Annotated in this window: 28 protein-coding genes; 4 read left to right on the top strand and 24 right to left on the bottom strand. The window is 66.9% G+C overall.

Features of this window, described 5'->3' with window-relative positions; all coding sequences use genetic code 11:
• Positions 1-26: 26 nt before the first annotated feature.
• The 21 genes from CHRYSEO8AT_RS12395 to CHRYSEO8AT_RS12295 form a co-directional block, all read right to left on the bottom strand.
• A complete protein-coding gene (locus tag CHRYSEO8AT_RS12395) occupies positions 27-965 on the bottom strand; it encodes a DMT family transporter (protein ID WP_159850448.1) in 939 nt (312 codons plus the stop codon).
• 63 nt (positions 966-1,028) lie between these two features.
• A complete protein-coding gene (locus tag CHRYSEO8AT_RS12390; RefSeq protein ID WP_159850446.1) occupies positions 1,029-1,499 on the bottom strand; it encodes a DUF2269 domain-containing protein in 471 nt (156 codons plus the stop codon).
• Complete coding sequence (locus CHRYSEO8AT_RS12385) at positions 1,496-2,797, bottom strand: SDR family oxidoreductase (RefSeq protein ID WP_159850444.1); 1,302 nt, start codon at positions 2,795-2,797, stop codon at positions 1,496-1,498. Before CHRYSEO8AT_RS12385 ends, CHRYSEO8AT_RS12390 begins: the two co-directional genes overlap by 4 nt.
• Positions 2,794-3,249: a thiol-disulfide oxidoreductase DCC family protein gene (locus tag CHRYSEO8AT_RS12380; protein ID WP_159850442.1), complete on the bottom strand. Its 456-nt coding sequence runs from the start codon at positions 3,247-3,249 to the stop codon at positions 2,794-2,796. The genes CHRYSEO8AT_RS12385 and CHRYSEO8AT_RS12380 overlap by 4 nt, the downstream gene beginning before the upstream one ends.
• 18 nt (positions 3,250-3,267) lie before the next feature.
• Positions 3,268-3,768, bottom strand: coding sequence for a single-stranded DNA-binding protein (ssb, locus tag CHRYSEO8AT_RS12375; RefSeq protein ID WP_159850440.1), 501 nt, complete (start codon positions 3,766-3,768; stop codon positions 3,268-3,270).
• A 169-nt stretch (positions 3,769-3,937) separates the two neighbouring features.
• Complete coding sequence (locus tag CHRYSEO8AT_RS12370) at positions 3,938-4,360, bottom strand: hypothetical protein (protein ID WP_159850438.1); 423 nt, start codon at positions 4,358-4,360, stop codon at positions 3,938-3,940.
• On the bottom strand, positions 4,360-5,031 hold the full coding sequence (locus CHRYSEO8AT_RS12365; protein WP_159850436.1) for a hypothetical protein: 672 nt from the start codon (positions 5,029-5,031) through the stop codon (positions 4,360-4,362). The genes CHRYSEO8AT_RS12370 and CHRYSEO8AT_RS12365 overlap by 1 nt, the downstream gene beginning before the upstream one ends.
• A gap of 81 nt (positions 5,032-5,112) precedes the next feature.
• Positions 5,113-7,815, bottom strand: a complete 2,703-nt coding sequence (locus CHRYSEO8AT_RS12360; RefSeq protein ID WP_159850434.1) for a transcriptional regulator — start codon at positions 7,813-7,815, stop codon at positions 5,113-5,115.
• A 60-nt stretch (positions 7,816-7,875) separates the two neighbouring features.
• Positions 7,876-8,712, bottom strand: a complete 837-nt coding sequence (locus CHRYSEO8AT_RS12355; RefSeq protein ID WP_159850432.1) for a flagellin — start codon at positions 8,710-8,712, stop codon at positions 7,876-7,878.
• Positions 8,713-8,846: 134 nt separating this feature from the next.
• Positions 8,847-9,125, bottom strand: a complete 279-nt coding sequence (locus CHRYSEO8AT_RS12350) for a flagellar protein FlaG (RefSeq protein ID WP_236547531.1) — start codon at positions 9,123-9,125, stop codon at positions 8,847-8,849.
• Between the two features lie 84 nt (positions 9,126-9,209).
• A complete protein-coding gene (locus CHRYSEO8AT_RS12345; protein WP_159850430.1) occupies positions 9,210-9,944 on the bottom strand; it encodes a flagellin in 735 nt (244 codons plus the stop codon).
• A gap of 113 nt (positions 9,945-10,057) precedes the next feature.
• Complete coding sequence (locus CHRYSEO8AT_RS12340; RefSeq protein WP_159850428.1) at positions 10,058-10,861, bottom strand: flagellin; 804 nt, start codon at positions 10,859-10,861, stop codon at positions 10,058-10,060.
• Positions 10,862-10,973: 112 nt separating this feature from the next.
• Positions 10,974-11,777, bottom strand: a complete 804-nt coding sequence (locus CHRYSEO8AT_RS12335; protein WP_159850426.1) for a flagellin — start codon at positions 11,775-11,777, stop codon at positions 10,974-10,976.
• Positions 11,778-11,917: 140 nt separating this feature from the next.
• Positions 11,918-12,664, bottom strand: a complete 747-nt coding sequence (locus tag CHRYSEO8AT_RS12330) for a flagellin (protein WP_159850424.1) — start codon at positions 12,662-12,664, stop codon at positions 11,918-11,920.
• Between the two features lie 285 nt (positions 12,665-12,949).
• Positions 12,950-13,768, bottom strand: coding sequence for a flagellin (locus CHRYSEO8AT_RS12325; RefSeq protein WP_159850422.1), 819 nt, complete (start codon positions 13,766-13,768; stop codon positions 12,950-12,952).
• Positions 13,769-13,986: 218 nt separating this feature from the next.
• A complete protein-coding gene (locus tag CHRYSEO8AT_RS12320) occupies positions 13,987-14,157 on the bottom strand; it encodes a hypothetical protein (RefSeq protein ID WP_201304558.1) in 171 nt (56 codons plus the stop codon).
• Positions 14,138-14,617, bottom strand: coding sequence for a hypothetical protein (locus tag CHRYSEO8AT_RS12315; RefSeq protein WP_159850418.1), 480 nt, complete (start codon positions 14,615-14,617; stop codon positions 14,138-14,140). The genes CHRYSEO8AT_RS12320 and CHRYSEO8AT_RS12315 overlap by 20 nt, the downstream gene beginning before the upstream one ends.
• Positions 14,614-14,997: a M15 family metallopeptidase gene (locus CHRYSEO8AT_RS12310; RefSeq protein ID WP_159850416.1), complete on the bottom strand. Its 384-nt coding sequence runs from the start codon at positions 14,995-14,997 to the stop codon at positions 14,614-14,616. Before CHRYSEO8AT_RS12310 ends, CHRYSEO8AT_RS12315 begins: the two co-directional genes overlap by 4 nt.
• Positions 14,994-15,257: a hypothetical protein gene (locus CHRYSEO8AT_RS12305; RefSeq protein ID WP_159850414.1), complete on the bottom strand. Its 264-nt coding sequence runs from the start codon at positions 15,255-15,257 to the stop codon at positions 14,994-14,996. The genes CHRYSEO8AT_RS12310 and CHRYSEO8AT_RS12305 overlap by 4 nt, the downstream gene beginning before the upstream one ends.
• A complete protein-coding gene (locus CHRYSEO8AT_RS12300; RefSeq protein ID WP_159850412.1) occupies positions 15,254-15,409 on the bottom strand; it encodes a hypothetical protein in 156 nt (51 codons plus the stop codon). Before CHRYSEO8AT_RS12300 ends, CHRYSEO8AT_RS12305 begins: the two co-directional genes overlap by 4 nt.
• Positions 15,406-15,579, bottom strand: a complete 174-nt coding sequence (locus CHRYSEO8AT_RS12295; protein ID WP_201304432.1) for a hypothetical protein — start codon at positions 15,577-15,579, stop codon at positions 15,406-15,408. Before CHRYSEO8AT_RS12295 ends, CHRYSEO8AT_RS12300 begins: the two co-directional genes overlap by 4 nt.
• Before the next feature lie 406 nt (positions 15,580-15,985).
• Between CHRYSEO8AT_RS12295 and CHRYSEO8AT_RS12290 the strand changes: the two genes are divergently transcribed.
• Positions 15,986-17,743 (top strand): patatin-like phospholipase family protein, encoded by a 1,758-nt coding sequence (locus CHRYSEO8AT_RS12290; protein WP_159850410.1) that lies wholly within the window; start codon positions 15,986-15,988, stop codon positions 17,741-17,743.
• On the opposite strand, the gene CHRYSEO8AT_RS12285 is transcribed toward CHRYSEO8AT_RS12290, so the two are convergent.
• Positions 17,740-19,545: an aminopeptidase P family protein gene (locus CHRYSEO8AT_RS12285; protein ID WP_159850408.1), complete on the bottom strand. Its 1,806-nt coding sequence runs from the start codon at positions 19,543-19,545 to the stop codon at positions 17,740-17,742. The genes CHRYSEO8AT_RS12290 and CHRYSEO8AT_RS12285 overlap by 4 nt on opposite strands.
• Positions 19,546-19,560: 15 nt before the next feature.
• A complete protein-coding gene (locus CHRYSEO8AT_RS12280; RefSeq protein ID WP_159850406.1) occupies positions 19,561-20,424 on the bottom strand; it encodes a 50S ribosomal protein L11 methyltransferase in 864 nt (287 codons plus the stop codon).
• 184 nt (positions 20,425-20,608) lie between these two features.
• Here CHRYSEO8AT_RS12280 and CHRYSEO8AT_RS12275 point away from each other — a divergent pair, with 184 nt between their 5' ends.
• Entirely contained in the window at positions 20,609-21,157 is a 549-nt protein-coding gene (locus CHRYSEO8AT_RS12275) for a hypothetical protein (protein WP_201304431.1), read from the top strand.
• 71 nt (positions 21,158-21,228) lie between these two features.
• Here CHRYSEO8AT_RS12275 and CHRYSEO8AT_RS12270 read toward each other — a convergent pair whose 3' ends face one another.
• Positions 21,229-22,128 (bottom strand): LysR family transcriptional regulator, encoded by a 900-nt coding sequence (locus CHRYSEO8AT_RS12270; RefSeq protein WP_159850404.1) that lies wholly within the window; start codon positions 22,126-22,128, stop codon positions 21,229-21,231.
• A 104-nt stretch (positions 22,129-22,232) separates the two neighbouring features.
• Here CHRYSEO8AT_RS12270 and CHRYSEO8AT_RS12265 point away from each other — a divergent pair, with 104 nt between their 5' ends.
• Together CHRYSEO8AT_RS12265 and CHRYSEO8AT_RS12260 are read left to right on the top strand one after the other, a co-directional pair.
• Complete coding sequence (locus tag CHRYSEO8AT_RS12265; protein ID WP_159850402.1) at positions 22,233-23,267, top strand: aldo/keto reductase; 1,035 nt, start codon at positions 22,233-22,235, stop codon at positions 23,265-23,267.
• Positions 23,268-23,287: 20 nt separating this feature from the next.
• Positions 23,288-24,457, top strand: a complete 1,170-nt coding sequence (locus CHRYSEO8AT_RS12260; protein WP_159850400.1) for an MFS transporter — start codon at positions 23,288-23,290, stop codon at positions 24,455-24,457.
• The last annotated feature ends 2 nt before the right edge of the window (positions 24,458-24,459 follow it).

The raw sequence follows: 24,459 nt of genomic DNA, 5'->3' as shown, positions 1-24,459 counted from the left end.
TCTCCTGAATCGCGCTCAGGAACAGATCAAGCCTTGGCGGCCCCCGCGCGCAAGCCCCGTTCGGCCAGAGCAACCAGCGCCACCCCGCCCATGGCGATGGCCGAACCCGTCAGGATCTGCGGCGTCAGGATGTCGCCCATGAAGCCCCAGCCGATCAGCATCGACACCACCGGCGTCACCAGCAGATAGGGCGTCACCCGCCCCGCCTCGCGCCGCTGGACCAGCCAGAACAGCAGGGTCGTCGCCAGCACCGAAGACACGATCCCGGCCCAAAGCAGCGAGGCCCAGACCATGGGCGTGGCGGTCTTCACCGCCTCCCACTGCCCATGCTCGAATACGGCCGAGCCGAAGGCCATGACCGGAAAGGCGCCCAGCGCCAGCAGGCCCTGCATCTTCAGCGGCGGGATGGAGGTGGTCCGACGCGCCACCACCGTGGTCACGCCCCAGGCCGCGCCGGCCGCGATGGCGACCAGTATGGCCTTCCAGTCCTGAAGCGCGTGGGCGTCCAACGTCATCCAGGCTACGCCGACGAAGGCCACGCCCATGCCGACCAGGGCCGCCTTGGACAGCCGCTCGCCCAGGATCAGGAAGGCGAACAGGGTGGTGAAGGGAATCCACAGCTGGTTGGCGACCGTCACCGGACTGACGTCGGTCGCCAACCAATAGGCGGTGTAGGCCAGGCCATACTGGATCGGCCCGCCGACGATGACGATCAGCATCAGGCTCTTCCAGTCTGGGAACGGCGGCCGCACGAAGGCGATCAGACAGGCGCTGGCGATGCCGAACCGGATCGCCCCGACAAGCAAGGGCGACAGATGCTCGGTCGCCAGCTTGGCCCCGGCGTTGTTGATGCCCCACACCACAATGATCGCCACGATGGCGCCGATCTCCAGCCCGGTCAGGGCATGAGGCTTGGCGGGAAATGGCGCGGGCGCGGGCCCAACTTCAGGATTGGCGTCGGTCATAGATCGCCTATGCCACGGCGAGAGCCTCGCGTCGGCTCACTTTGGATGACCCCAGGTTTCGGCTCAGAACGTCGGCTTGGCGACCATCAGCCAGTAGATGGCTAGGACGCCAGCGAAGGCGGGCCAGCCCAGGGCGAACCACCAGCGGAATAGGCGATGATAGGCGGGCGGCAAGGCCGCGCCCTGCCCGGCCGCCTGTTCGGCCAGCTTCATCATCCGGTACTGGATCCACACGACCGGCAGCCAGCAGACGCCGATCAGGACATAGAGGCCATAGGCGGCCAGCAGCCAAGAACTGGTCAAGGACCAGCCTTGCAGATGGATCAGGGCCAGACCGCTGATCGGCTGTATCACGACGGCGGTCGCGGTGAAGACGAAGTCGGCCAGAACGACGATGCGACCGACCTCGGCGACCGTCTTCGCGTCTTTGGTGGCGTGGGCGCGCAGCATGAAGAAGGCGATGCCCGCGCCCGTGCCGAACAGCACGGCGCCGGACAGGATGTGGACGATCTTCAGCAGAACATACAGGCTCATCGGCGCGCGTCCGTCGCCGCCACGAACAGGCACAGGGCCATCATCGGCACCACCTTGAGCCACGGCCCCAGCGGGTCGACCCAGAAGTGCGGCAGGCTGAGCGTCGCGGCCGTCAGATAGCCGACGGTGGCCAGGCACATGAAGATCGCCACCCGTGCCGTCCACGGCCGCACGAACAGCATCAGCCCCAGGAACACGTCCAGCAGTGCGCCCCACCAGGCAATGGGTCCGGCCATGCGGCCATAACCGCCCTCGCGCAGGATGGCGACGGCGCGGTCCCAGCCTGGCCCGAAGCTGATCAGGCCGGTGATCAGCCAGAACAGGCCCAGGGTCACGATGGAGACCGGCCGCACGAACCACAGCCGCGCGTGCCAGACATCCTGAACCGAGGCCGGCGTGTCGGCCAGGAAACGGGTGAAGCCGCGCGACGAAACGCCCAGCGCCTGGGCCCAACCGCTGTCGTGACCCGACACGTCATGGTCCATCTGTTTGATCGCGGTCGTGCGGATCGGTGAGGACCAGCCCAGCCGACCCAGCAGGTCGCCAATGGCCAGCGCAGGCGAAGCAAGTGCACGGGGCACACGAACGACCGGCGCCGGGCTCAATCCCATCCAGCCGCGATACAGGCGGACCGTCTCGACCATGGTCACCGGCTCTGGTCCCGGCATGTCGAACGATTGGCGCGACGGGGCGGCGGGTTTCAACGCCGCCACGACGGCGGCGGACAGGTCGCCCAGCGGGATCGGACGGAAGGTCTGGTCGCCACCCACCACCGGGCTGAACAACGGAAAGGCCGCCAGCGCGCGGATCAAACCCGTGCCGCCAAAGGCCGCGCGATCCACCACCAGCGACGGCCGCAGGATCAGCCAGTCGAGCGCGCTGGCCTCGATCAAGCGTTCGGTCTGCGCCTTCGTGCGGGCGTAGTCGGTGCCGGCGTCATCGTCCGCGCCGACGGCGGAAATGTGCACCAGCCGCCGCACGCCCGTCGACTCGCAGGCTTCGATCAGGGCGCGCGGGCCGTCGACGTGGGCGGCGCGGGTGCTGTCGCCCGCGCCGTTCTGGAGCACGCCGACACAGTTCACCACCGCATCGACACCGACCAACAGGGACGTCCAGGCCTCGGCCGTCGTCAGCTTGGCGAAGTCGGCGACGACCCAGTCGAACGTCGGCGCGCGACGGGACGGTTCGGCGATGCGCCGCGCGCCAGCGCGCACGGACCAGCCCGCAGACGACAGGGCCGCAGCGACGTGCGAGCCGATGAAGCCGTTGGCGCCCAGCACCAGCACACGTCCGCTCATCCCAGCACCCGGTCCGTCAGATCCACCCCTTGCGGGGGCGTGGCGCACCAGGTCGCGCCGGGAAACCGGCGACGACGACGCGCGATGAAATCATAGAGGGTGTCGCGCACGATCCTCGGCACGATCCGCCCGCCGACCGCCAGACGGTAGGGCGGCGGCAGCAGGGCCGCGATCCCCAGGACGCCGTCCGAGCGCTGTCGCGCCACACCGTCCTGGATCAGCAGCATCGTATAGGGATCGTGGGGATCAACGCCGTAGTGGACCAAAAGCGCCCGCCCCAAAGGCGACTGCGTCGGCGCCAGACGGATGCGCCCCGCCCGGTCGTGCTTCAGGATCTTGCGCGCCGAGCCCGAGCAGAGCGCGCAATCGCCGTCGAACAGAACCAGGGGCCGGTCGTCCGGGAAGGCCGGAACGGCGGGATCCTCACGATAGCTGTAAGGCCCCCGCCCCATATTCGTTTCGAATCGGCCTTAGAACGGAATGTCGTCGTTCAGGTCGTAGCTTTCCTTGGGGCCGCTCGGCTTGTTGGCGCCGCCGGTGGAGAAGCCCGAGGAATAGTCGTCGTCGCCGCGACCACCACCGCCGCCGGCATAGCCGCCGCCTTGCGATCCGCCTTCCGAACGGCCGCCCAGCATGGTCAGTTCACCCTTGAAGCGGCTGACCACGATCTCGGTCGAATATTTCTCGACGCCTTGCTGGTCAGTCCATTTGCGGGTCTGGAGCGCGCCCTCGATATAGACGGTCGAGCCCTTCTTCACATAGTTCTCGACCACCTTGACGATGTTGTCGTTGAAGATGACGACGCGGTGCCACTCGGTCTTTTCCTTGCGCTCGCCCGAGGACTTGTCGCGCCAGGTTTCCGAGGTCGCGATCGACAGGTTGGCGATACGGTCGCCGTTCGGCATGGACCGGATTTCGGGGTCGCGACCCAGGTTGCCGACCAGAATGACCTTGTTGACGCTGCCCGCCATGGAAACTTCCTTCTCGTGTGGAGCGACGAGTCCCTCGCCCGCCCCTTCAATTCAGTCCGATGTCTGACCGGGGCGACGCGTCACCGCCAGCCGCTTTCGACATCCGACCCGCCAAAACGGTGGATAATCGTTAACCGAATGTTCCATCTTTGTTCACGTCACGCAAGTCTTACTTGGCGGCGGGGTCCGCCGCGATGGCGATGGGACGGCCGGTCTCGTCGCGCTGGATGGCGCCGGGGATGGCCAGACGGCCGTCCCCGGTGCGGGCCATGGCGAAGAAGCGGCTGCCGTTCAGGCTCTTGCCGATCTTGACCCCCTCGCGGTCGATGAAGATGAACCGGCCCTGATAGGCGCCCGCGAGTTCCTGGTTCGAGCCGCCCATGCGCAGGAAGCGCAGACGCATCTCTTCCAGGCGCGCCGCGCACTGTTCCAGCTGGGGCTGATCATCAGCGATCTTCTGTAGACGCGGCGGCGCATTGTCCGGCGTCGCCACGAAATAGCAGGCGCCCTCGGCGAACTCGTACTTGGGCTCGTTGGAGCAGGCGCCCAGAAGGGCCGTTCCAGCGAGGGCGGCGAGAACGACAAGACGCATCAGTTCATCCCGGGAAATTGGCAGTTGCGATCCTGCTCCGCCAGAGTGCGGAAACGTGAGTTGTCGCCCGACTGTTCCACCCGGCGCGGCACCAGACGCAGCGTCGTGTCGCCCCAACGGCCGTACTGGGCGTCGCCCGGCCCGACGCAGGTTCCCGAATACAGGGCCTGAACGCAGGCGTTCAGGCTCATGTTCGGCGATAGGGTGCGCCAGTCCGAACCGCTGTGGCGCAGGCAGGGACTGCCGTTGGCGACCGGCGTAGGTCGGGGCGCTGGGGTCTGGTCGACATAGGCCGGCGGCGCGGTCTCGACCATCTCGACGGCCGGCAGTTCCGGCGGCGGAGCGAAGGCAGCGGTGGGCGCAGCGGCCAGGGCGCCCGTGGCGTCCAGACCTACGTCAAGGGCGTCGGTCGCCAGGCCGTTGCGTTGGGCGCAGACGGCCAGGGTCGCCATACCGACGAACTGACCATCGACGAAGCAGCGCAGCTCGCGCGTCGGCTCCAGCGAGGGGGCGTCGGCTAGATTGACCACCAGCCCGCCCTTGGACGCAGGCGAATCCTCCGGCGTCTTGTCGCCGCCGCCGGTGAAGATCAGGGCCAGCACGACGGCGGCGATGATCACCAGACCAGCGCCGACCACGATGATGACGCGGTTGTCTTTCGGAAGGGCCATGAAGGGGCTTTCGCGGATGAGGAGGTCAATAACTCCGACCGGGCGCCGGGCGTCAACCGCGAAGGACGGCCATGACGGCGATCAGGCGAGAAGGCGGTTCAGCGCAGCCTGATAATTGGCCAACTGCGTCTGCTGATAGCTGGTCGAGGAGCCGTTGCCGGTTTGGGTGTTGGTGATGCCGCCTGTCGAGGGAGCCAGCGACCGGTATGAGGATCGCACCGCCGTCATGGCCTGAGCCAGCGATTCGATCGCCGCCTTGATCGCCGCCGGGTCGTTAAGGCTCAGCTTGTTCGACAGGTTCAACCCATAGGTCTTGGTCGCGTCCTTGTCCGGCTTGACCGGGCCGACGAAGCCGGACGTCAGGCCCAACGCGCCGAGCGCATCCTTGCCGACGGCCCCGGAAGAGATGATGGCGCCGTCCTTGTTCGCCGCCGTCTTGATCTCCAGGCGTTGGACGACAGGCCTGGCCTTCAGATCAGTGACGACCTTGGCTTCCAACTGGCGGCCCGAGGCGGCGTTGATCTTCTTGGCCAGGCTCTCCAGCGTGTCCTTGGCGTCGATAGTAACGGTGACGGCGCGACCGCCGGCGGCAGGGGTGATCGAGAACTGATCCCCGACCCGCGCCGAGGTGGCGACGGTCAGCAGTTTGGAATCCGCCTGCATGATCTGCCCTTGCGGTAGGCCCAGCCGGTCCAGCACGCTGGCGCCGCCCGAGGCGATGCTGAGGCTGGTCGGCTTGGCCTGGTCGCCGTCGGCGCGCCAGGTCCGGTTGGATTGGACCGCACCCGTGGCGAGATCGATCTGGGCCAGATAGCCCGAGGTGGGATCGTCCTTGCCGGCGCCCTCGGCCCGGTTCGTGCCGGTGATCCAGACCTTGCCGTCCTTGATGGCGACATCCGCGGCGGTGTCCGCGCCCGCCCCGCCGAAATAGGTCAGGCGGTCATCGCCCGAGGCTTGAAGATCATCGGACAGGGTGGCGATGAAGACGTCGCTGCCGCCCGCATGGGCGTTCGTCACCGTGCCGATATCCAAAGCCGCGTTCTCGGTATGGCCCGTCACCACGACCTTGCCGTTCTCGACGGAAATACCAGCTATGGCGCCGCTGGCGTAGCCAAGGTCGCGGCTGGAGGCCAGGGTCGGCACGCCCTGCGCGTCCAGAGTGAAGCGGCGCACGACCGCCTTCCCGTTCTCGACGCCCGCAGTATAGAGATCGTTGCCCGATACCGTCATGGCCTGGACGGAATCGTCTCCGGCGCTGCCGAACTGAAGAGTCGAGACATTCACGCCGACGTCCGGGCCGTTGATCTTGATCGGCTTCTCCTGGAAGGTCTGGAGATAGGAATCCCAGCCGCCTAAGGCTGCGTTTCCCGGCATGGCGGATTTCGAACGGCCCGCGACATAGACCATCCCGTCTGCGCCGAACCGAACCTCGGTCGCCTCATCGGCCGCCTTTGCACCGCGACGCTGGGTCCACAGCTCCTTGCCGGAGTTGTCGAACACAGTGACGAAACTGTCGGCGGTGGCGGCGTTGTCGCCGCTCTTGCCCGGCTCCAGCGCGCCGGTCACGGACCCGGCCAGGGCGACCCTGCCGTCATCGTCGATGGCGATGGAGAAGCCGTTTGCGCTGGATGCGGCTCCCAGCAACTTGGTCTGCATCAGATTGCCGGCGGAATCGTATTTCATCAGGGCGACGTCGCGCGCGCCCTTGATCGGCTGGTCCCCCTCGCCGGCCGTCAGATCGGCGACGACCCAAACTGAGCCGTCGGGCGCGACGGCGCTGGCTCGAACAGCCGCGACACCATCAGGCAGGTTGGTGTGCCCCACCCGGCCCTCGACCCAGAACGGATCGTCCACGCCCTGTTGCGCGGCGGGCGCGGCGCCGCCCTCAGTCTGGAATTTGAGCAGCTGGCCCGCCGTGCCGGTCTTGCCGACGCCCTGTGTCACATAGACGGCGTCGGAGGTGTCGACGGCCTGGAAGCTGATCGCCTCGCCGGTTCCGCCATTGACCTTCAGCGCCCATTGATCCGGCCCGGCTGGCAGGGTGATGGTCTTGGCGCCGCTCTTGATTGTCTTGGGTTCAGCCGGGATCATCTGGACGCCCATGCGCGTCGCGACGCCCGCGTCTTCCAGTTTGCCGTTCATATAGGCGATGACATTGCCCATCGACCGATCGGTTGCGCCCATCTCGGACAGGTCCATCTCGACCGCCTGGGTTCCCGCCGCGGTCTTGACCGTCATGGAGAACTTCACGTCGCCCTCGAACGCCTTGACCGTCGCCGTCGGGTCACCGTCATGCAGCGGCGCGGTGAGGAAGCTCGTCGGCGCCCGTTCCAGCGCATAGGTGCTCTTGACCGAGGTCTGGGCCACGCCCTGAACCAGCCGCATGTCCTCGAAGCTGGCGGTGCTGAGATAGGTGGACATCTCGGCCATGCCTTCGCCGAACCGTTTGGACAGCAGGGCTGCTTCGGACGCGGTGAGACCCTTGACCCCGGCCCGGTCGGCCAGGGCGCTGAGCGTGTTGAGGCCCTGATACAGGGCGAACATCTTGCGGTAGTCGCTGGAGGCGCCGGCCAGATCCAGGCTGACGGCGCCCTCGTCGATCAGGCGGCGGCCGCCCAGGGCCGCGCGCACCATGTCGCTGGCCTTCGCCGGCGTCGCGGTGGAAGACCATGGCGCGGTCGGCTGCGTCTTCTTGGTTTTCGCCGCCGTGCTCGCACCGATCAGCGACGACGACGTGTCCGTCGTCACCCCGTACAGACCCAGCAGATAGCTGTTGTTGATCATTCAGACGGCTCCGATCCTATCGTGCGCCTGCGCCCGATAACGAACCGTTAAGCTGTGCGATCAGCCCTTGAAGAGCGACAGGATGATCTGCGGCGCCTGGTTGGCGATCGACAGGGCCTGGACGCCAAGCTGTTGCTGAACCTGCAAGGCTTGAAGGCGCGCGCTTTCCTTGGCCAGGTCGGCGTCCACCAGATTGCCGATGCCGGCCTCCAGCGCGTCCGACAGTTTGCCGACATAGGTGGTGTGGCGCTCGATCTGCTTGGATTGGGCGCCCAGTTCGGCCAGACGCGCCGTGCTGGTGGAGATGGCGGTGTTGATCCGCGTCAGGGCGTCATCCGCCTTGGCCTTGGTCAACAGGTCCGGCGCCGCCGGCGTCGTGCTCAGGCCCAGCCCCGCCAGCGTCAGGTCTTGACGGTTCAGGGTGATGGTTTCGGCGCCGTCGGCGCTGGCCAAGAAGTTGATGCCCGCCGTTGCAGAGCCGTCCAGGATGTTCGATCCGTCGAAGATCGCATTGTCCGCGAACGACTGGATCGACTTCAGCAGCGCCTGGAACTCGTCGTTGTAGGAGGTCCGCATCGCCAAGGTGGCGCTCTCGTCGGAAGCGGCTGTGGCCTTGCCCTTCAACTCGATCAGCAGGTCCGAGATCTGTTCGCCCGCCGCCAGCGAAACGTCCGCGATCGAAGTGGCGCGGTTCAGGCTGGTGGCGACAGCCTCCAGCGAACCACGATCCGCACGCTGTCCCTGGGCGACCGCCCAGACGGCGGCGTTGTCTCTGGCGCCCTGAACCTTCAGTCCCGTGTTCACCCGGCTCTGCGTCGACGCCAACTGGTCGTTGGTGCGGTTCAGATTCTGCAGGGCGATCATCGCCGAGGTGTTGGTGTGGATGCTGGTGGTCACGGCTTCAAGCCCCCGAACGTTCTGTTGGGTACAGGATTAACCATGAGTCGTAATCACATGGTTAACGGCGTCGAAACCATGATTGCGCCGTCCGGCGAGCCGGCGGCGCTGGATAATCGGGGCGACGACCGCTTTCAGACGGCGGTGTCGACCAATCTTCCTCCGCGATACGTCGGATCGCTATGCAGCTTTTCGACGTCTTCACGCGGCAGCTGACGGATCACCTCCCCCGTCACCCGGTCCAGAACCTTGTAGACAAAGCGGTTGCCACCCAACGACTCGATCGTCAGCCGGAAGCGGCTGGCGTCGTTGTTGTCGTTTCGCGGCGTCGGCGAGACCGACGGGTTGGCTGCAACAGCGATGATTGGGTTCGGCTGGGGTACGCTTACTGATCTCGCAACATTGTCTGTCATGGCTCCATGCGCGGGTTGACCCACGCCCTCTAAAGAAAAGAACGATCAGCCGGAGCGGTCGTGAGACCGCTCCGGCCGCGCGTCTTAGCGGAACAGGCCCAGCAGGATCGAGCTGCCCTGATTGGCGATCGACAGCGCCTGCACACCCAGCTGTTGCTTGGTTTGCAGAGCCGTCAGCTTGGCGCTTTCCTTGGCCAGGTCGGCGTCCACCAGATTGCCCACGCCGGCTTCAAGAGCGTCCTGAAGCTTGTTGACGAAGGTGATCTGACGACCCAGCGACTTGGACTGGGTGCCCAGCGTGGCCAGGGCGCCGGTGACGGTGCCGATGGCCGTATCCACCGCAGCAGAGGTGGCGGCGCCAGCGGCAAGGTTGCCGGCCGTCAAGGTGGACAGGCTGGCCAACGGCGTCGTCAGGCTGTTGACACTGTCGAACGAGGCGCCGGTGATGGCAGAGCCAATCTCGGTCCCCAAGGCGTTGAAGTCGGCCAGATAAGCCGTTTGCGCCGAGCCGGTCGACGAGGCGATGTTCACCGCAAGCGACTTCATCTCTTCAAGCGCCGAAGTGATGCTGTCACCGGCGGCCAAGGCCACGTCGGTGATCGACTGGGTGCGTTGCAGGCCGGCGCGAACGGCGTCCTGCGAGGCGGCGGTGGCGCGTTGCGACGTTGCGATCGCGAAGATCGCTCCGTTGTCCTTCGCCGACGACACCTTCATCCCGGTGCTGATCCGGTTTTGGGTCGTTTCCAGCTGTTGGCTGGTCTTGTTCAGGCTCTGCAGAGCGACTGCGGCGCCGTAGTTCGTATTGATGCTGGTAGCCATTTTGGCGTTCCTTTTTCACTTCGTGAGATCCGCCGCCATTTTGGCGACGGGAGCATTTTGCTCGGGGGTTCAAGGCCACGACCCAGCCGCCAAAGCGGCGTGGTCTCCGGGCTTTAGCGGAAGAGGCTCAGCAGGATCGAGCTGCCTTGGTTGGCGATCGACAGCGCCTGCACACCCAGTTGTTGCTTGGTTTGCAGAGCCGTCAGCTTGGCGCTTTCCTTGGCCAGATCTGCATCGACCAGGTTGCCGACACCGGCCTCCATGGCGTCCTGCAGCTTGTTGACGAAGGTGATGCTGCGTCCCAGCGACTTCGACTTGGTGCCGAGATCGGCCAGCACCGTGGTGAAGGCCGTGATGGCCCCATCCACAGTCGCCGACAGTCCCGCCGCGTCGGCGGCGGCAGCCGTCGTCGTGGTCGCCACGGTCGTTGCGGCCGCACTTGCCGCCTTCAGAGTGTAGGTCGATCCAGGCGCGGTCTGCGCCGTGATCGCTCCCGTCGCCGAGGTCGCTGCGAACAGATTGGCGCCGTCAAAGCTCGCACCCGACAGGGCGCTCGCGATTTCGGTTCCCAGAGCGTTGTAGTCGGCCAGGTAGGCCGTCTGCGCCGAACCGGTGGACGAGGCGATGTTCACCGCCAAGGCCTTCTGCTCCTCCAGAGCGGACGTGATCGTATCGCCGGCGGCCAGAGCCACATCGACGATGGATTGAGCACGCTGCAAGGAGTTGCGGACCGCGTCTTGAGCACCAGCGTTGGCGCGCTGTTGCGTGGCGATGGCGAAGATGGCGCCATTGTCCTTGGCCGAAGAAACCTTCATCCCGGTGCTGATCCGGTTCTGGGTCGTTTCCAGCTGTTGGCTGGTCTTGTTCAGGCTCTGCAGAGCGACTGCGGCGCCGTAGTTCGTATTGATGCTGGGCATTTCTAGCCCTCCTTTTCACTTCGTGAGGTCCGTCGGCCTTTTGCCGACGGGAGCATTTTGCTCGGGGTTCAAGGCCACGACCCAGCCGCCGAGACGGCCGGGTCTCCGGGCCTTAGCGGAAGAGGCTCAGCAGGATCGAGCTGCCTTGGTTGGCGATCGACAGCGCCTGTACACCCAGCTGTTGCTTGGTTTGCAGGGCGGTCAACTTGGCGCTTTCCTTGGCCAGATCAGCGTCCACCAGATTGCCCACGCCAGCTTCCATCGCGTCCTGAAGCTTGTTGACGAAGGTGACCTGACGGCCGACCGACTTGGACTGGGTGCCCAGGGTGGCCAGAGCGCTGGTCACGCCCGTGATCGCCAGATCGACGTTCGCGGAGGTGTAGTTGGCGACATCGGGCGTTCCCGCCGTGAACATCGCCAACTGCGTGTTGGCGCTGACGGCCGCAGTCGTACCCAGGCGATAGGTGCCCGAACCCGTCTGAAGATCGGTCGTCGTGCCCGCCGCCGTATTCAACAGGTTGACCCCGTCAAAAGTGGCGCCGGACAGCGCGCTGTTGATTTCCTTGCCCAGGGCGGTGAAATCGGCCTCGTATGCCGTTTTCGCCGAACCGGTGGACGAGGCGATGTTCACCGCAAGCGACTTCATCTCTTCCAAAGCGGAAGTGATGGTGTCGCCGGCAGCCAGGGCCACGTCGACGATGGACTGACCACGTTGCAGCGAGCTGCGAACCGCATCTTGCGAGGCGGCGTTGGCGCGTTGTTGCGTGGCGATGGCGAAGATGGCGCCATTGTCCTTGGCCGAGGAGACCTTCATCCCGGTGCTGATGCGGTTCTGGGTCGTTTCCAGCTGGGCGCTGGTCTTGTTCAGGCTTTGCAGGGCGACGGCAGCGCCGTAGTTCGTGTTGATGCTGGGCATTTCTAGCCCTCCTTTTTCACTTCGTGAGATCCCCTGGCATTTTGCCGGGGTGAGCATTTTGCTCAGGTCCGGCCGCCGGAAACCGACGACCGATCAGGTGCGGCTTTGGCCAGACCGCCTTAGCGGTCTGGCCTTCGGCCTTAGCGGAACAGGCTCAGCAGGATCGAGCTGCCCTGATTGGCGATCGACAGCGCCTGCACGCCCAGCTGTTGCTTGGTTTGCAGGGCGGTCAGCTTGGCGCTTTCCTTGGCCAGATCCGCATCGACCAGGTTGCCGACACCGGCCTCCATGGCGTCCTGCAGCTTGTTGACGAAGGTGATCTGACGACCCAGCGACTTGGACTGGGTGCCCAGCGTGGCCAGCGACGACGTGACCGTGCTGATGGCCGTGTCGACTGCAGTCGTCGTGGCGGCGGCGCGAGCGACCGCGCCGCCGGTCAGGCCGGTGACGGCCGCGACGCCCAAGGGTGTCGTCAAGCTGTTGGCCCCATCGAACGAGGCGCCGGAGACCGCCGAGGCGATTTCCGTACCCAGAGCGTTGAAGTCTTTAAGATAGGCGACTTCCGCGTCCGAACCGGCCACCGAAGACTGGATGCTGACGGCAAGCGACTTCATCTCTTCCAAGGCGGAAGTGATGGTGTCGCCGGCAGCCAGGGCCACATCGGTGATCGATTGACTGCGTTGCAGCGTGTTGCGCGTGGCGTCTTGCGAGGCGGCGTTCGCGCGCTGCTGGGTGGCGATGGCGAAGATGGCGCCATTGTCCTTGGCCGAGGAGACCTTCATCCCGGTGCTGATCCGGTTCTGGGTCGTCTCCAGCTGGGCGCTGGTCTTGTTCAAGCTCTGCAGAGCGACTGCGGCGCCGTAGTTCGTGTTGATGCTGGTAGCCATTTTGGCTGTTCCTTTTTCACTTCAGTGATTTCCAACGGCATTTTGCCGCGGGGAGCTTTTTGCTCGGTAGGTAAGAAGCAATTGCCGGGCCATTTTAGGCACGCACAATTTGCGATAACTAACTGTTTTTACTTGTTTACCTTTGATTGACCCTCCTTCCGACCCGGCAAGTGCTGCCGGGCTGGCCCACGCACCAGGCAAGATTTGCCGAGTGCGCGGCGAGTTCTGTCGGCGCCCGCGGCGCGTGACCGCGCGGCGAAAGGCGAAGCGTTCAGCCCTGAGGGCTTAGTTGCGGAACAGGCTCAGCAGGATCGAGCTGCCCTGATTGGCGATCGACAGCGCCTGTACGCCCAGCTGTTGCTTGGTTTGCAGGGCGGTCAGCTTGGCGCTTTCCTTGGCCAGGTCGGCGTCCACCAGATTGCCGATACCGGCTTCGGTGGAGTCTTGCAGCTTGTTGAGGAAGGTCATCTGACGACCGACCGACTTCGACTGGGTGCCAATGGTCGCCAGATCGGCGGTGATCGTCGTGATGGCGGCGTCGACAATGGTGGTCGTTGCGCCAGCGCGGGCAGCGGTGCCCGCCGAGACAGCCACGACGGAGGCGGCGGCGGCCTTATCGACCGTGCCGAAGCCAATCTGATAGGTCCCGCCGCTCACATTGGTGGTGATGGCCGTCGCTGTGGTAGTATTCCACAGATTGACGCCGTCGAAGGTCGCACCCTTCAGCGCCGCATCGATTTCCTTACCCAAGGCGTTGAAATCGGTCAGATACGAGGTTTCAGCGGCCGATCCGGCGACCGAAGACTGGATGCTGACCGCCAGCGATTTCATTTCTTCCAGGGCGGCGGTGATGGTGTCGCCTGCGGCCAGGGCCACATCGACGATCGACTGTCCGCGCTGAAGCGAATTCCGGACCGCATCCATGGCGCCCATGTTGGCGCGCTGGGTCGTCGCGATGGCGTAGATCGCGCCGTTGTCCTTGGCCGAGCCCACTTTCAGGCCCGTGCTGACACGGTTTTGCGTGCGCTCCAACATAGCGTTGGTCGCATTGAGGTTCTGCAGGGCGACAGCTGCGCCGTAGTTCGTATTGATGCTCGTAGCCATTTTGGCTTTCCTGTTCACTTCGTGTGATGTCCGGCGCCATTTTAGCGCCAGGAGCGTTTTGCTCGGTCTCTCTAAGAGCAAGGGTGGGGCCAGCCCGAAACGGGGCGACAGCAAGGCGCCTCGATTGTTTTCATTGAACTTATGCCGACGTTCGGCGAGACGACCCGGCAAGCCTGCCCCTCGGGCGGCAGAAGTTGCCGAGTCGTTTTTGCAGGGCGTCAGTCCGGCTGACGCTTCAGGCCATATTGCGCGTCCTGCATCGCCCGTTCGGCCAGCAGCGTCTCGACCGCCAGACGCCGCGCTGCGTCGCAGGCGACGATCTGGGCGCCGCGCAGCACATAGGCCGCGTCCAGATCGCCGGCCGTGGGCTCAGCCGGCAGGACCGCCAAGGCGCACGGCCGCTTCGCCGCTTCCGGCAACGTCAGCCGCGCCGGCGCAGCCGTCGAGATCGGGGGCGAGGCGGCACAGTTCGTCATCATGGCCGCGCAGACGATCAGCGCGGCGGTCTTCCAAGGGATGGTCGGCGTCATCGGCGCTCCTGGCCTGTGCGACGGCGGTCGCGGTCGCCCGCTCGACCGCCGTCGTTGTGTGTTGATAGTGATCGACGCGTTTGGCCTGAGCCGCCGCGCCTGCTGTCTCGATGCGCCGGGCTTCGGCTTGCGCCTGGGCCGACGAGGCGGCGTCGCGCGCCTGAGACCTAGCGGCCGCCAAACGCTTCTGCTGAAGGTTCAGCGGATCCCAGCGAAAACCGAGCCCGCCCAACAGGGCGAACCCCAGCACCAAGGCAACAGCGCCCGTCGCCAGCCAGCCCAGGGGCGTCAGCGCGCGCAGGATCGAGCCCGCGCTCATGGAAAGGCCTTTCGATCCAGCTCGAAATGCGGGCCGTCGCGCAGCGTCTTCCAATCGCCGCCCCAGATCAGAGGGGTTTTCAGGTCGAGCGCCGCCGCCTTGAACGCCTCGGCGATCCGGCCGTACAGCGGCCAGTCCCACCGCACCTGCCCGTCAACCAGTGCGGCGACATCGACGGCATGGCCGGTCAGGTGGCGCGAGCGCGTCGTGCGGCTGGCCCCGGCCTTGACTAGCGCCGCCTGACGGGCGGCCGTGCGCACCCCTTCCGTGATCATGAAGTCCACGGGCGTGCGGACGATGGCCGCCTCGACCACCGCCGTCAGCGCCGGGTGCACGCCCTCAAGCCGCGTGCGCGACCGGCTGGACAGCCGAAAGCTCATGGCCGGCCTCCCGTGATCTTCAGGCGGGCGTTGGCGATCAGGGCGACCAGTTGCTGGGCGGTGGGCGCCACCAGATAGAGGACCAGGATCAGGGCTAGCAGCCCCATCAGCCCGTCCGTCATCTTCGGCAGCATCTCGGGCGGCATGCGCCCGACCGTTCGCATCAGCAGCACCCACAACCCTGCGCTGACGGCGAAGGCGTAGAGCCGACGAAACAGCCAGCGCCCTTCCGCCAGCGGCTCAATCGTCGGTCGGGTCATTGTTCGTCCTCCTTGTCATAGGTTTCCACGACGCAGCGCCCGTCCCAGCCGGACTGGGCGCGCCATTCGCCGTCGCTGAGGCTGTCGGGCGCTTCCCACGCCTCGGCCTCCAGCACTTCGACCGGCTCGGCCGGATGTCGCCGCCGGCTCATCCGACGGCCGTGATGCGAACGGCGCCCGCAGCGCCTGGACCGCCCAGGCCGCCGACGGTCAGGCCTGCGCCACCTCCGCCACCGCCTGCACCGAAGGTCGCACCCGCACCGCCGGCGCTGCCGGCCCCGTTCACCGAGGCGTTTCCACCCCCGCCACCGCCGCCGACCATCGACAGAGACGCCTTCGCAGCAGCTTGCCCCGCAGCGCCTGGGACGCCCCCTGCCGCGCGAAGGCTCGACCAGGCGCTGCGGGGCAAGCTGCTGCGAAGGCGTCTCTGTCGATGGGGGGGATACTCGATCGCACTCGGGACGGGGTTCGCAGACCCCGCCGACCCGTCGCAGGCTTATGGGGTTAGGCGATAAGACCGCCACCGCTCGACGCCCCGAGCTTGCAGGCCAACCTTCCGCGCGGGGCGTCATACCCTTCGTCGAAACGGTACTTACAAACTGACACTCCGGGCGAAGGCCCGGCGCTCCGCCCAGCCCTCCACCAACTTCGCTGCGAAAGCGCGAAGGCGCCTTCGCACGTCCAAACACCCGTTTCACCCGCGCTGGAATCTCGCCTACAACCCCATCATGGCCACGCTTCGTCCCGACACGCTGGCGGCATCGCTCGCGCGCATTTTCGAAGGTCGGATGATCGACCGGGCCAGCTGGTTCGCCCTGACCGGGGGCGAGCCGCTGTTTTCCGAGGGCGACCCGGCCGACACGCTGTATCTGGTCCGCTCGGGTCGTCTGGGCGTCTTTCGGATGGAGGCGGACCAGCCCGCCCATCTGCTGGGCGTGGTCAAGACGGGCGAGCCGGTGGGCGAGATGGCCATGCTGGCCGGCACGCCCCACACCGCCACCGTCGTCGCCCTGAGGGACAGCGAGATCCTGGCCCTGCCGCGCGAGGCCTTCTTCGAGGCCGCCCGCACCGAGCCGGATCTGATGGTCGAGCTATCGCGCCTGATGATCCACCGCGCCCGCGAACGCACCGCCGGCGCGTCGGAGCCCAGCGTCTTCGGTTTCGTCTCGGCCCGCCCCCGCCCGATCCGCGCCTTCGTCGAGCGCGTCGCCGCCGCCATCCAGGCCATGGGCTTCACCTGCCAGGTCATCGATCAGTCGGCCCTCAGTTCGGCGCTGGACTGGTTCAACCGCGTCGAGGGCGACCACGACTATGTCCTCTATGTCGCCGAACAGGATCAGCCGACCTGGGCCAATCTGTGCGCGCGCCAGGTGGACCGGATGTTCATCGTCGGCAGCGGGCTTCTGGCGCCGCCGTCCGCCGTGCCGCGTCGCAACGGTTTCGGCGACGGACGCCGGCTGACCGACCTGATCCTGCTGCGCGACCCGCGCATGCATCACCCGGCCAACACCCGTGTCTGGCTGGATGCGCTGCAGCCCGACCGCTGGTTCCACTGCGTCGAGGGCCAGGCCGGCGACGCCGAACGCATCGCCCGCGTCGTCACCGGCGCCTCCATCGGCCTTGTCCTGTCGGGCGGCGGCGCGCGCGCCTATTGCCACATCGGCGCGATCAAGGCGCTGGAAGAGGCCAAGGTCCCCATCGACTTCGCCGGCGGATCGTCGATGGGCGCGGTCGTCGCCGCCGGTCCCGCTCTGGGCTGGAGTTCCGAACGGCTGGATTTCGAGATCCGCCGCGCCTTCGTCGATTCCGACCCGCTGTCGGACCTGGCGGTGCCGATCATCGCCATGTCGCGCGCCCGCAAGGTCGCCGGCCTGCTGGAGCGGGCCTATGGCGACATCGATCTGGCGGACCTGGCTCTGCCCTTCTTCGCCGTCTCGTCCAATCTGACCTCGGGTCGGATCGAGGTGCATCGCACCGGCCTGATGCGCCGCGCCATGCGCGCCTCGATCGCCATTCCCGGCGTCCTGCCGCCCGTCGTCATCGACGGTCAGGTGCTGGTGGACGGCGCCGTGCTGAAGAACTTCCCCACCAGCGTGATGCGCCAGCTGAACAGCGGCCCGATCATCGGCGTGGACATGTCCCAGACGCGCGGCGTCGACGCCCGCTCGCTGGAGAACCCGCCGTCCTGGTGGAAATGGATCCTGTCGGGCGCCTGGAAGGCCGGCCCGCCCATCGTCTCGATCCTGATGCGCTCGGCCACCATCACCACCGACGCCGAAATGGAGCAGTCGCGCGCCGACGCCGACGTCCTGATCCTGCCCCGGCTGGACAGCACCGACATCCGCGACTGGAAGACCTACGACGGCCCCGTCGCCACGGGCTACGAGGCGACCAGGGCGGCGCTCGCCGACCTGCCCTGCCCCGTCACCCACATGCGGCACTGTCCGACCGAAAAGCCCAAGCCGTCAGCCGAACCGGATGCCTAAAGCGGAGCGCAAGCCCGTTCCAGCCAGGCCTTGGCCTCGCCATCCATCAACGGCCCGACCTTGGCCAGGGTCTCGGCGTGATAGGCGTCCACATAGGCCCGCTCGTCCGGCGTCAGCATCCCGACCGCGATCAGCTTGCGATCGATGGGCGCGAACGTCAGCTGTTCGAACCCGTGCATCGGTCGCTCGCCGCCTTCGGGAACCACGGCCGGCGTCACCACCTGCAGGGTCTCGATGCGGATGCCCCAATGGCCTTCGCGGTAATAGCCCGGCTCGTTGGACAGGATCATCCCCTCCAGCAGCGGCTGTGCCGTGCCCCATTTGGCGATCCGCTGCGGCCCCTCGTGCACACCCAGATACGAACCCACGCCGTGGCCGGTGCCGTGATCGTAATCCAGCCCCGCCGCCCACATCGGGGCCCGCGCGATGGCGTCCAGCGCCATGCCGCTGGTCCCCGCCGGGAAGCGGATCGTCGCCATGGCGATATGCGCCTTCAGCACCAGGGTGAACTTGTGACGCTGGTCCGCCGTCGGCTCGCCCACCGCCATGGTGCGCGTCACGTCGGTCGTGCCGTCCAGATACTGGCCCCCGCCGTCCACCAGCAGCAGCGAGCCCTTCTCGACGTTGCGGATCGTGGCGCCGACCGGCTTGTAATGCGGCAACGCCCCGTTTGGCCCGGCCCCGGCGATGGTGTCGAAACTCAGGTCCTTCAGCGCCCCGGTCTCCTCGCGGAACCGCTCCAGCGCCTCGACCACCTCACGCTCGTTCGGCAAGGTCTCCTGAACCCCCGTATCGACCCAGTGCAGGAACCGGCTCAACGCAGCGCCGTCGCGAATATGCGCCTGGCGGCTGCCTTCGATCTCGACCGCATTCTTGGCTGCGCGGGGAATGGCGCAGGGATCCATCGCCCGCACCACCGTCGCCCCGGCGCTCTCCAGCCGGTCGAAATACCAGGCCGAGGACAGCGACGGATCGATCATGACCTTCTGGCCCGACAGCCCGTCCAGAGCATCCGCCAACTGCTCGGTCGCCTCGATCCGAACGTCGTCGCCCAGCCAGCCGGGCAGCGCGTTCGTCACCTTGGCCGGATCCAGAAACAGTCGCGCCTTGCCGTCCGCCGCCAATACGGCCTGGCCGATGGGCAACGGCGAACGGATCACGTCCCCGCCGCGCACATTGAACAGCCAGGCGATCGACATCGGCGCCGTCAGCACCACGGCGTCAGCGCCCGCGTCGGCCACGGCCTTGCCGATCCGCGCCCGCTTGGACGCATGGCTCTCGCCGGAATAGACATCTTCGTGCGGAACGACGGGCGCTGTCGGCTGGGCCGGACGATCCGCGCCCCAGGCCAGGTCCAGCGGATTGGCGTCCACGGCCTTCAGCGTCGCCCCCGCCTTCTGCGCCGCCGCCTTGAAGGCGACCAGGGCGTCGGGGCTGTGCAAGCGAGGATCGTAACCGATCACCGCCCCCTTCGCCGCCGTCTCCAGATAGGCGGCGACCTCCGTCAGATCGCGCCGCTCCAACAGCGCCGGATCGGTCTGGGCCTTCACCTGAACCGTATAGCGGCCGTCGGTGAACATGCTGGCCCGATCCTGGAACACCACCGCCGCCCCGGCCGAACCGGTGAAGCCCGTCGCCCAGGCCAGCCGTTCGTTGGCGTCCGGCAGATACTCGTTCTGATGCTCGTCCTCGTGCGGGATCAGAAAGCCGTCCAGCCCCTGCTTGGCCATCTCGGCGCGCAACAGAGGCAGATGCTTGGCCCCAAAGGCCGGATCGGTCGTTTCATCGAAGGTCTGGCGCATGATCGTCCTTGTCCCTCAGCCCTTGCGCAATTGCAGCGCGCTCCAGGCGTCGTGATGAATGGTCTGTTCGACCACGAACCCCAGCGGCAGATAGGCCTCCAGCACCCGCTCTTCCTGCGTGCGCAGCAGCCCCGACAGGATGGCGACCCCGCCGGTCTTCAGCGCGGCGCCGATCTCGGGCGCCAGTTCGACCAGGGGCGCGGCCAGGATATTGGCGAACACCAGATCGTACGGCAGGTGCTGGGCGATGCGCGGATCGCTCAGGCCGTCGGCGAAATAGAAGTCGCATTTGGCGTCGTTGATCTCGGCGTTCTCGTTGGCGATCCGCGCCGAGGGCTCGTCGATGTCGGTGCCGACCGCTATGGGCGTGCCCGTCTTGGCCGCCGCGATCGCCAGCACGCCCGTGCCGCAACCGACGTCCAGCACCTTCTCGAAGGTTTCGGTTTTGAGCAGAGTGTCGAACGCCTCCAGGCAGCCGACCGTCGTGCCGTGATGGCCCGTGCCGAAGGCGGCGCCGGCGTCGATCTTCAGCGTCACCCGGCCTTCGGGCACCTTGCCCTGATCGTGCGCGCCATAGACGAAGAACCGCCCGGCTTCGACCGGCGGCAGGCCCGACAGCGACATGGCCAGCCAGTCGGCGTCCGCCAGCTTCTCGACCAGGACCGTGACCGGATGATCGGCCAGCACGGCCTTCAGTCCCTCGACCTCGTCCTCGGTCGTGGGGAAGGCGTCGATGCGCCACACGCCCTTGTCCTCATCCTCTTCCAGGATGGAATAGGTCGCGCCTTCCAATCGGGGATCGGCGTCGATTGCCTCGGCGGCGGCTTCTGCGGCGGCGCGGGGGCCCCGTGCGATTATCTGAAGAGCGGACTCGGACATTTCTCAAACACCGGTAATATGGCGAATCGTAGCGATCCGGCGTTGTCTGCCCGTCGCCGCCGCGTTTTTATCAAACCGAGGGGTCGGGGAATACATGGCCAAGTCACCGTCTACGTCTAAACCAGCGTCGCCAAAGCCGGCGACCGCCGCTTCCAAGCCTAAAGCCGCGCCGAAGTCGAGCGCCGTGAAGCCCGCCGCCGCGAAAACCGCAGCGCCCAAGGCCGTCACCAAGCCCGCTGCGACGCCCAAGCCTGCAGCAGCAAAGGCTGTCACACCCAAGGCTGCAGCGCCCAAGCCCGCCGCCGCCAAAGCCGTAGTTCCCAAGGCCGCCGCCAAGCCGAAGGCCGCACCGGCCGCCAAGGCTCCGGTCGCCGCCAAGGCCGCCGCGCCGAAAGCGGCGCCCAAGGCCGCCTTCGCCAAGACGGCCGCACCGAAGGCTGCTGCACCCAAGGCTGCTGCACCGAAAGCCGCCGCGCCCAAGGCCGCCGCTCCGAAACCGGCTGCAACGCCCAAGGCCGCTCCGGTCGCCAAACCCGCCGCCACTGTCGCTGCACCCAAGCCCGCAGAACCGGTCGCCGCGCCCAAGCCGGTGACCGCACCCGCACCCACGGCCGCTGCTCCGGCTTCCAAGCCGGTCGAGGCTCCAAAGCTCGCCGCCGCACCAGCCGCCGCCAAGCCCGAGGAAAAGGGCTTCTTCGCCAAGCTGGGCGACATGATCTTCGGCAAGCGCTGATCGCACCTCACGTCTGATCTTGCAGATCGCCGGACGGTTCGCCCGTCCGGCGATTTTCGTTTGAGGTCGCCTCAGCGCAGCCGTTCGGCCAGATAGTCGACGAACACCCGCACCCGCGCCGGCATGTTTGCGCCGCCGACGAAGACCGCATGGATCGGCTCGCGGTCCCCCGGATTGAAATCCTCCAGCAGCGGGACCAGCCGCCCCTCGGCGATGGCGTCGCCCACGCTGAAATGCCCCACGCGCGTCACCCCCACGCCGGCCAGCGCCAACTGCGTCAGGGTCTCGCCATTGTTCGCTTCCACCGATCCGCGCACCGTCAGCGCATAGTCGCGCCCATCTCTGCGGAACGGCCAGATCGGCTCCTGACGCCGAAAGTTGAAGTTCAGGCAGTCGTGATCGTGCAGGTCCTCCGGCACGCGCGGCACACCGCGTTGCGCCAGATAGTCAGGCGACGCCACGATGGTGCGTCCCGTATCGCCCAGTCGCCTAGCGGTTAGCGGACTGTCGGCCAACGGCCCGAACCGGATCGCCACATCCGCCTGCCCCGCCGCCACATCGACCACCACGTCGGTCAGATTGATGTCGACCAGAATATGCGGATAGCGGCGCACGAACTCGCCCAGCAGCGGCACGACCTGCTGGCGACCGTGGGCAAGGGAGGCGCTGACCCTCAACCGCCCGCGCGGCGCCCCCTGATCGGCGATCGCCTGCTCCGCGTCGTCCATCTCGGTCAGAATCCGTCGCGCGGCGCCCAGATAGGCCTGCCCCTCGGGCGTCAGCGTCAGCACCCGCGTCGTGCGCAGCATCAATCGCACGCCCAGACGCGCCTCGATCCGGTCGATGGTTCGACTGATGGCTGAGGGCGTCAGACCCAGCGCCCGCCCCGCCGCCGAAAAGTTGCCGCTCTGGATCACGGCGACGAAGACTTCCATCTCGCGCGCCCGATCCGCACCGATCATCGTCTGCATCTTTGCGCCCAGATCAAAAATGTTTGGCCTGACACCTGCCTACCGCCGCCGCACGCCGGCGTCCATCTGTGCATCCGAACACGAACGCCGCCACGGGGACAGTCATGGAATATCGTCAACTTGGAGCATCGGGCCTGCGTGTGCCGGTCCTCAGCTTCGGCACGGGCACCTTCGGCGGCTCAGGCCCCCTGTTCGGGGCCTGGGGAACCAGCGACGTCAACGAGGCGCGCCGCCTGATCGACATCTGCCTGGAAGCCGGGGTCAATCTGTTCGACACCGCAGACGTCTATTCCGACGGCGCCTCTGAACAGGTGCTGGGCCAGGCCATTAAGGGCCGCCGCGATCAGGTGCTGATCTCGACCAAGACCGGCCTGCCCACCGGCGACGGTCCCGGTAATTGGGGCGTGTCGCGCGGCCGACTGATCGGCGCGGTCGAGGGCGCCCTGCGTCGCCTCGACACCGACCATATCGACCTGCTGCAACTGCATGCCTTCGACGCCTCGACCCCGGCGGATGAACTCCTGGCGACGCTCGACACGCTCGTGACCTCGGGCAAGGTCCGCTACACCGGCGTCTCCAACTATCCCGGCTGGGCATTGATGAAGGCGCAAGGGATCGCCGAGCGCGACGCCCGCCCTCGCTTCGTCGCCCACCAGGTCTATTATTCCCTGATCGGCCGCGCCTATGAGGCGGACCTGATGCCGCTCGCCGCCGACCAGGGCGTCGGCGCCTTGGTGTGGAGCCCGCTGGGCTGGGGCCGCCTGACCGGCAAGATCCGCCGCGACGCGCCGATCCCCGAAGGCAGCCGCCTGCACCAGACCGCCGCCTTCGCCCCGCCCGTCGAGGACGAGCACCTGTACCGCGTCGTCGATGCCCTGGACGCCATTGCGACAGAGACCGGCAAGACCGTGCCCCAGATCGCCATCAACTGGCTGCTGCAACGTCCGACCATCTCCTCGGTCATTATCGGCGCGCGCAACGAAGAACAGCTGCGCCAGAACCTGGGCGCCGTCGGTTGGAGCCTGACGCCCGGCCAGATCGCCGTCCTCGACGCCGCCAGCGATGTCCTGCCGCCCTATCCCCACACCCCCTATCGCCAGCAGGAAGGGTTCGCTCGCCTGAACCCGCCGCTGGTCTGAGCCTCGAAGATTTCCTCCCCATGAAACTCAATCCTCCCCTTCTCGCCCTCGCGGCCGGCGCCTTCGGCATCGGCGTGACCGAGTTCGCACCGATGGGCCTGCTACCCGTCATCGCCACCGACCTGGGCGTCTCCATTCCCACGGCCGGCCTGTTGATCAGCGCCTATGCCCTGGGCGTCATGCTCGGCGCCCCCCTGATGATCCTGACCACCGGCCGCGTGCCGCGTCGGACGCTGCTGATCGGCCTCGCCGCCATCTTCACCGTCGGCAACCTGCTGTCGGCGATCTCGACCGACTATTCGATGCTGCTGATCGCGCGGGTCATCACCTCGCTGAACCACGGGGCCTTCTTCGGCGTCGGCTCGATCGTAGCCGCCAGCTTGGTCGCGCCGAACCGTCAGGCGGGCGCCGTCGCGGCCATGTTCATGGGCCTGACCATCGCCAATGTCGTCGGCGTGCCCCTGGCGACCTGGGCCGGAGACGCTCTGGGCTGGCGCGCCAGCTTCTGGGGCATCGCCGCCATCGGCGTAGGGGTCATGGCCGCCCTGCGCCTGACCCTGCCCAACCTGCCCGCCCCGACGGGCGGAAACGTGGCCGCCGAACTGCGCGTCCTCGGTCGAGGGCCTGTGCTGGCGGCACTGGCCCTGACGGTGATCGGCTCCAGCGCCATGTTCACGGTCTTCACCTATATCGCCCCGATCCTGCGCGAGCAGACCCACGCCTCGCTCGGCTTCGTCACCGCCATGCTCGTCACCTATGGCCTGGGTCTGACGCTGGGCAACTGGCTGGGCGGCAAGTTCGCGGACAGGTCGGTCGACCGCACCCTGATCGTGACCCTGGCCTCGCTGTCGGCCATCCTGGTCGCCTTCGCCTTCGCCATGCCCTTCGCCGTTCCAACCTCGATCCTCGTCTTCCTTTGGGGGATCGCCAGCTTCGCCCTGGTGCCGCCGCTGCAGGTGCGGGTCATGGCCGCCGCCGGCGACGCGCCCAACCTGGCCTCGGCCATGAACATCGGCGCCTTCAACCTGGGCAACGCCATCGGCGCGGCCGTGGGCGGCGCGGTCATCGCCGGCGGCCTGGGCTATCCTGCCGTCTCCATGGCCGGGGCGGTCGCCTCGGGCCTTGGCCTGTTGCTGGTCCTCTTCCTGACCCGCAAGCGGTCGCCCGTGACGGTCCCCGCCATCGGCTGATC

This window comes from Brevundimonas sp. G8 (assembly GCF_902506205.1).
Taxonomy (GTDB): Bacteria; Pseudomonadota; Alphaproteobacteria; order Caulobacterales; family Caulobacteraceae; genus Brevundimonas.
The sequence above is the reverse complement of the archived record's forward strand: the minus strand, read 5'-3'. Positions and strand labels throughout refer to the sequence as shown.

Excerpts from the sequence above, each read along its gene's own strand:
- CHRYSEO8AT_RS12370 (WP_159850438.1), bottom strand. The coding sequence starts at position 4,360 with ATGCGTCTTGTCGTTCTCGCCGCCCTCGCTGGAACGGCCCTTCTGGGC.
- CHRYSEO8AT_RS12270 (WP_159850404.1), bottom strand. The coding sequence starts at position 22,128 with ATGCAGACGATGATCGGTGCGGATCGGGCGCGCGAGATGGAAGTCTTC.
- CHRYSEO8AT_RS12390 (WP_159850446.1), bottom strand. The coding sequence starts at position 1,499 with ATGAGCCTGTATGTTCTGCTGAAGATCGTCCACATCCTGTCCGGCGCC.
- CHRYSEO8AT_RS12315 (WP_159850418.1), bottom strand. The coding sequence starts at position 14,617 with ATGAGCGCGGGCTCGATCCTGCGCGCGCTGACGCCCCTGGGCTGGCTG.
- CHRYSEO8AT_RS12360 (WP_159850434.1), bottom strand. The coding sequence starts at position 7,815 with ATGATCAACAACAGCTATCTGCTGGGTCTGTACGGGGTGACGACGGAC.
- CHRYSEO8AT_RS12350 (WP_236547531.1), bottom strand. The coding sequence starts at position 9,125 with ATGACAGACAATGTTGCGAGATCAGTAAGCGTACCCCAGCCGAACCCA.
- CHRYSEO8AT_RS12300 (WP_159850412.1), bottom strand. The coding sequence starts at position 15,409 with ATGAGCCGGCGGCGACATCCGGCCGAGCCGGTCGAAGTGCTGGAGGCC.
- CHRYSEO8AT_RS12310 (WP_159850416.1), bottom strand. The coding sequence starts at position 14,997 with ATGAGCTTTCGGCTGTCCAGCCGGTCGCGCACGCGGCTTGAGGGCGTG.
- CHRYSEO8AT_RS12345 (WP_159850430.1), bottom strand. The coding sequence starts at position 9,944 with ATGGCTACCAGCATCAATACGAACTACGGCGCCGCAGTCGCTCTGCAG.
- CHRYSEO8AT_RS12280 (WP_159850406.1), bottom strand. The coding sequence starts at position 20,424 with ATGTCCGAGTCCGCTCTTCAGATAATCGCACGGGGCCCCCGCGCCGCC.
- CHRYSEO8AT_RS12285 (WP_159850408.1), bottom strand. The coding sequence starts at position 19,545 with ATGCGCCAGACCTTCGATGAAACGACCGATCCGGCCTTTGGGGCCAAG.
- CHRYSEO8AT_RS12395 (WP_159850448.1), bottom strand. The coding sequence starts at position 965 with ATGACCGACGCCAATCCTGAAGTTGGGCCCGCGCCCGCGCCATTTCCC.
- CHRYSEO8AT_RS12380 (WP_159850442.1), bottom strand. The coding sequence starts at position 3,249 with ATGGGGCGGGGGCCTTACAGCTATCGTGAGGATCCCGCCGTTCCGGCC.
- CHRYSEO8AT_RS12330 (WP_159850424.1), bottom strand. The coding sequence starts at position 12,664 with ATGGCTACCAGCATCAACACGAACTACGGCGCCGCAGTCGCTCTGCAG.
- CHRYSEO8AT_RS12265 (WP_159850402.1), top strand. The coding sequence starts at position 22,233 with ATGGAATATCGTCAACTTGGAGCATCGGGCCTGCGTGTGCCGGTCCTC.
- CHRYSEO8AT_RS12385 (WP_159850444.1), bottom strand. The coding sequence starts at position 2,797 with ATGAGCGGACGTGTGCTGGTGCTGGGCGCCAACGGCTTCATCGGCTCG.
- CHRYSEO8AT_RS12340 (WP_159850428.1), bottom strand. The coding sequence starts at position 10,861 with ATGCCCAGCATCAATACGAACTACGGCGCCGCAGTCGCTCTGCAGAGC.
- CHRYSEO8AT_RS12295 (WP_201304432.1), bottom strand. The coding sequence starts at position 15,579 with ATGGTCGGCGGCGGTGGCGGGGGTGGAAACGCCTCGGTGAACGGGGCC.
- CHRYSEO8AT_RS12290 (WP_159850410.1), top strand. The coding sequence starts at position 15,986 with ATGGCCACGCTTCGTCCCGACACGCTGGCGGCATCGCTCGCGCGCATT.
- CHRYSEO8AT_RS12305 (WP_159850414.1), bottom strand. The coding sequence starts at position 15,257 with ATGACCCGACCGACGATTGAGCCGCTGGCGGAAGGGCGCTGGCTGTTT.
- CHRYSEO8AT_RS12335 (WP_159850426.1), bottom strand. The coding sequence starts at position 11,777 with ATGCCCAGCATCAACACGAACTACGGCGCTGCCGTCGCCCTGCAAAGC.
- CHRYSEO8AT_RS12325 (WP_159850422.1), bottom strand. The coding sequence starts at position 13,768 with ATGGCTACGAGCATCAATACGAACTACGGCGCAGCTGTCGCCCTGCAG.
- CHRYSEO8AT_RS12365 (WP_159850436.1), bottom strand. The coding sequence starts at position 5,031 with ATGGCCCTTCCGAAAGACAACCGCGTCATCATCGTGGTCGGCGCTGGT.
- CHRYSEO8AT_RS12260 (WP_159850400.1), top strand. The coding sequence starts at position 23,288 with ATGAAACTCAATCCTCCCCTTCTCGCCCTCGCGGCCGGCGCCTTCGGC.
- ssb (WP_159850440.1), bottom strand. The coding sequence starts at position 3,768 with ATGGCGGGCAGCGTCAACAAGGTCATTCTGGTCGGCAACCTGGGTCGC.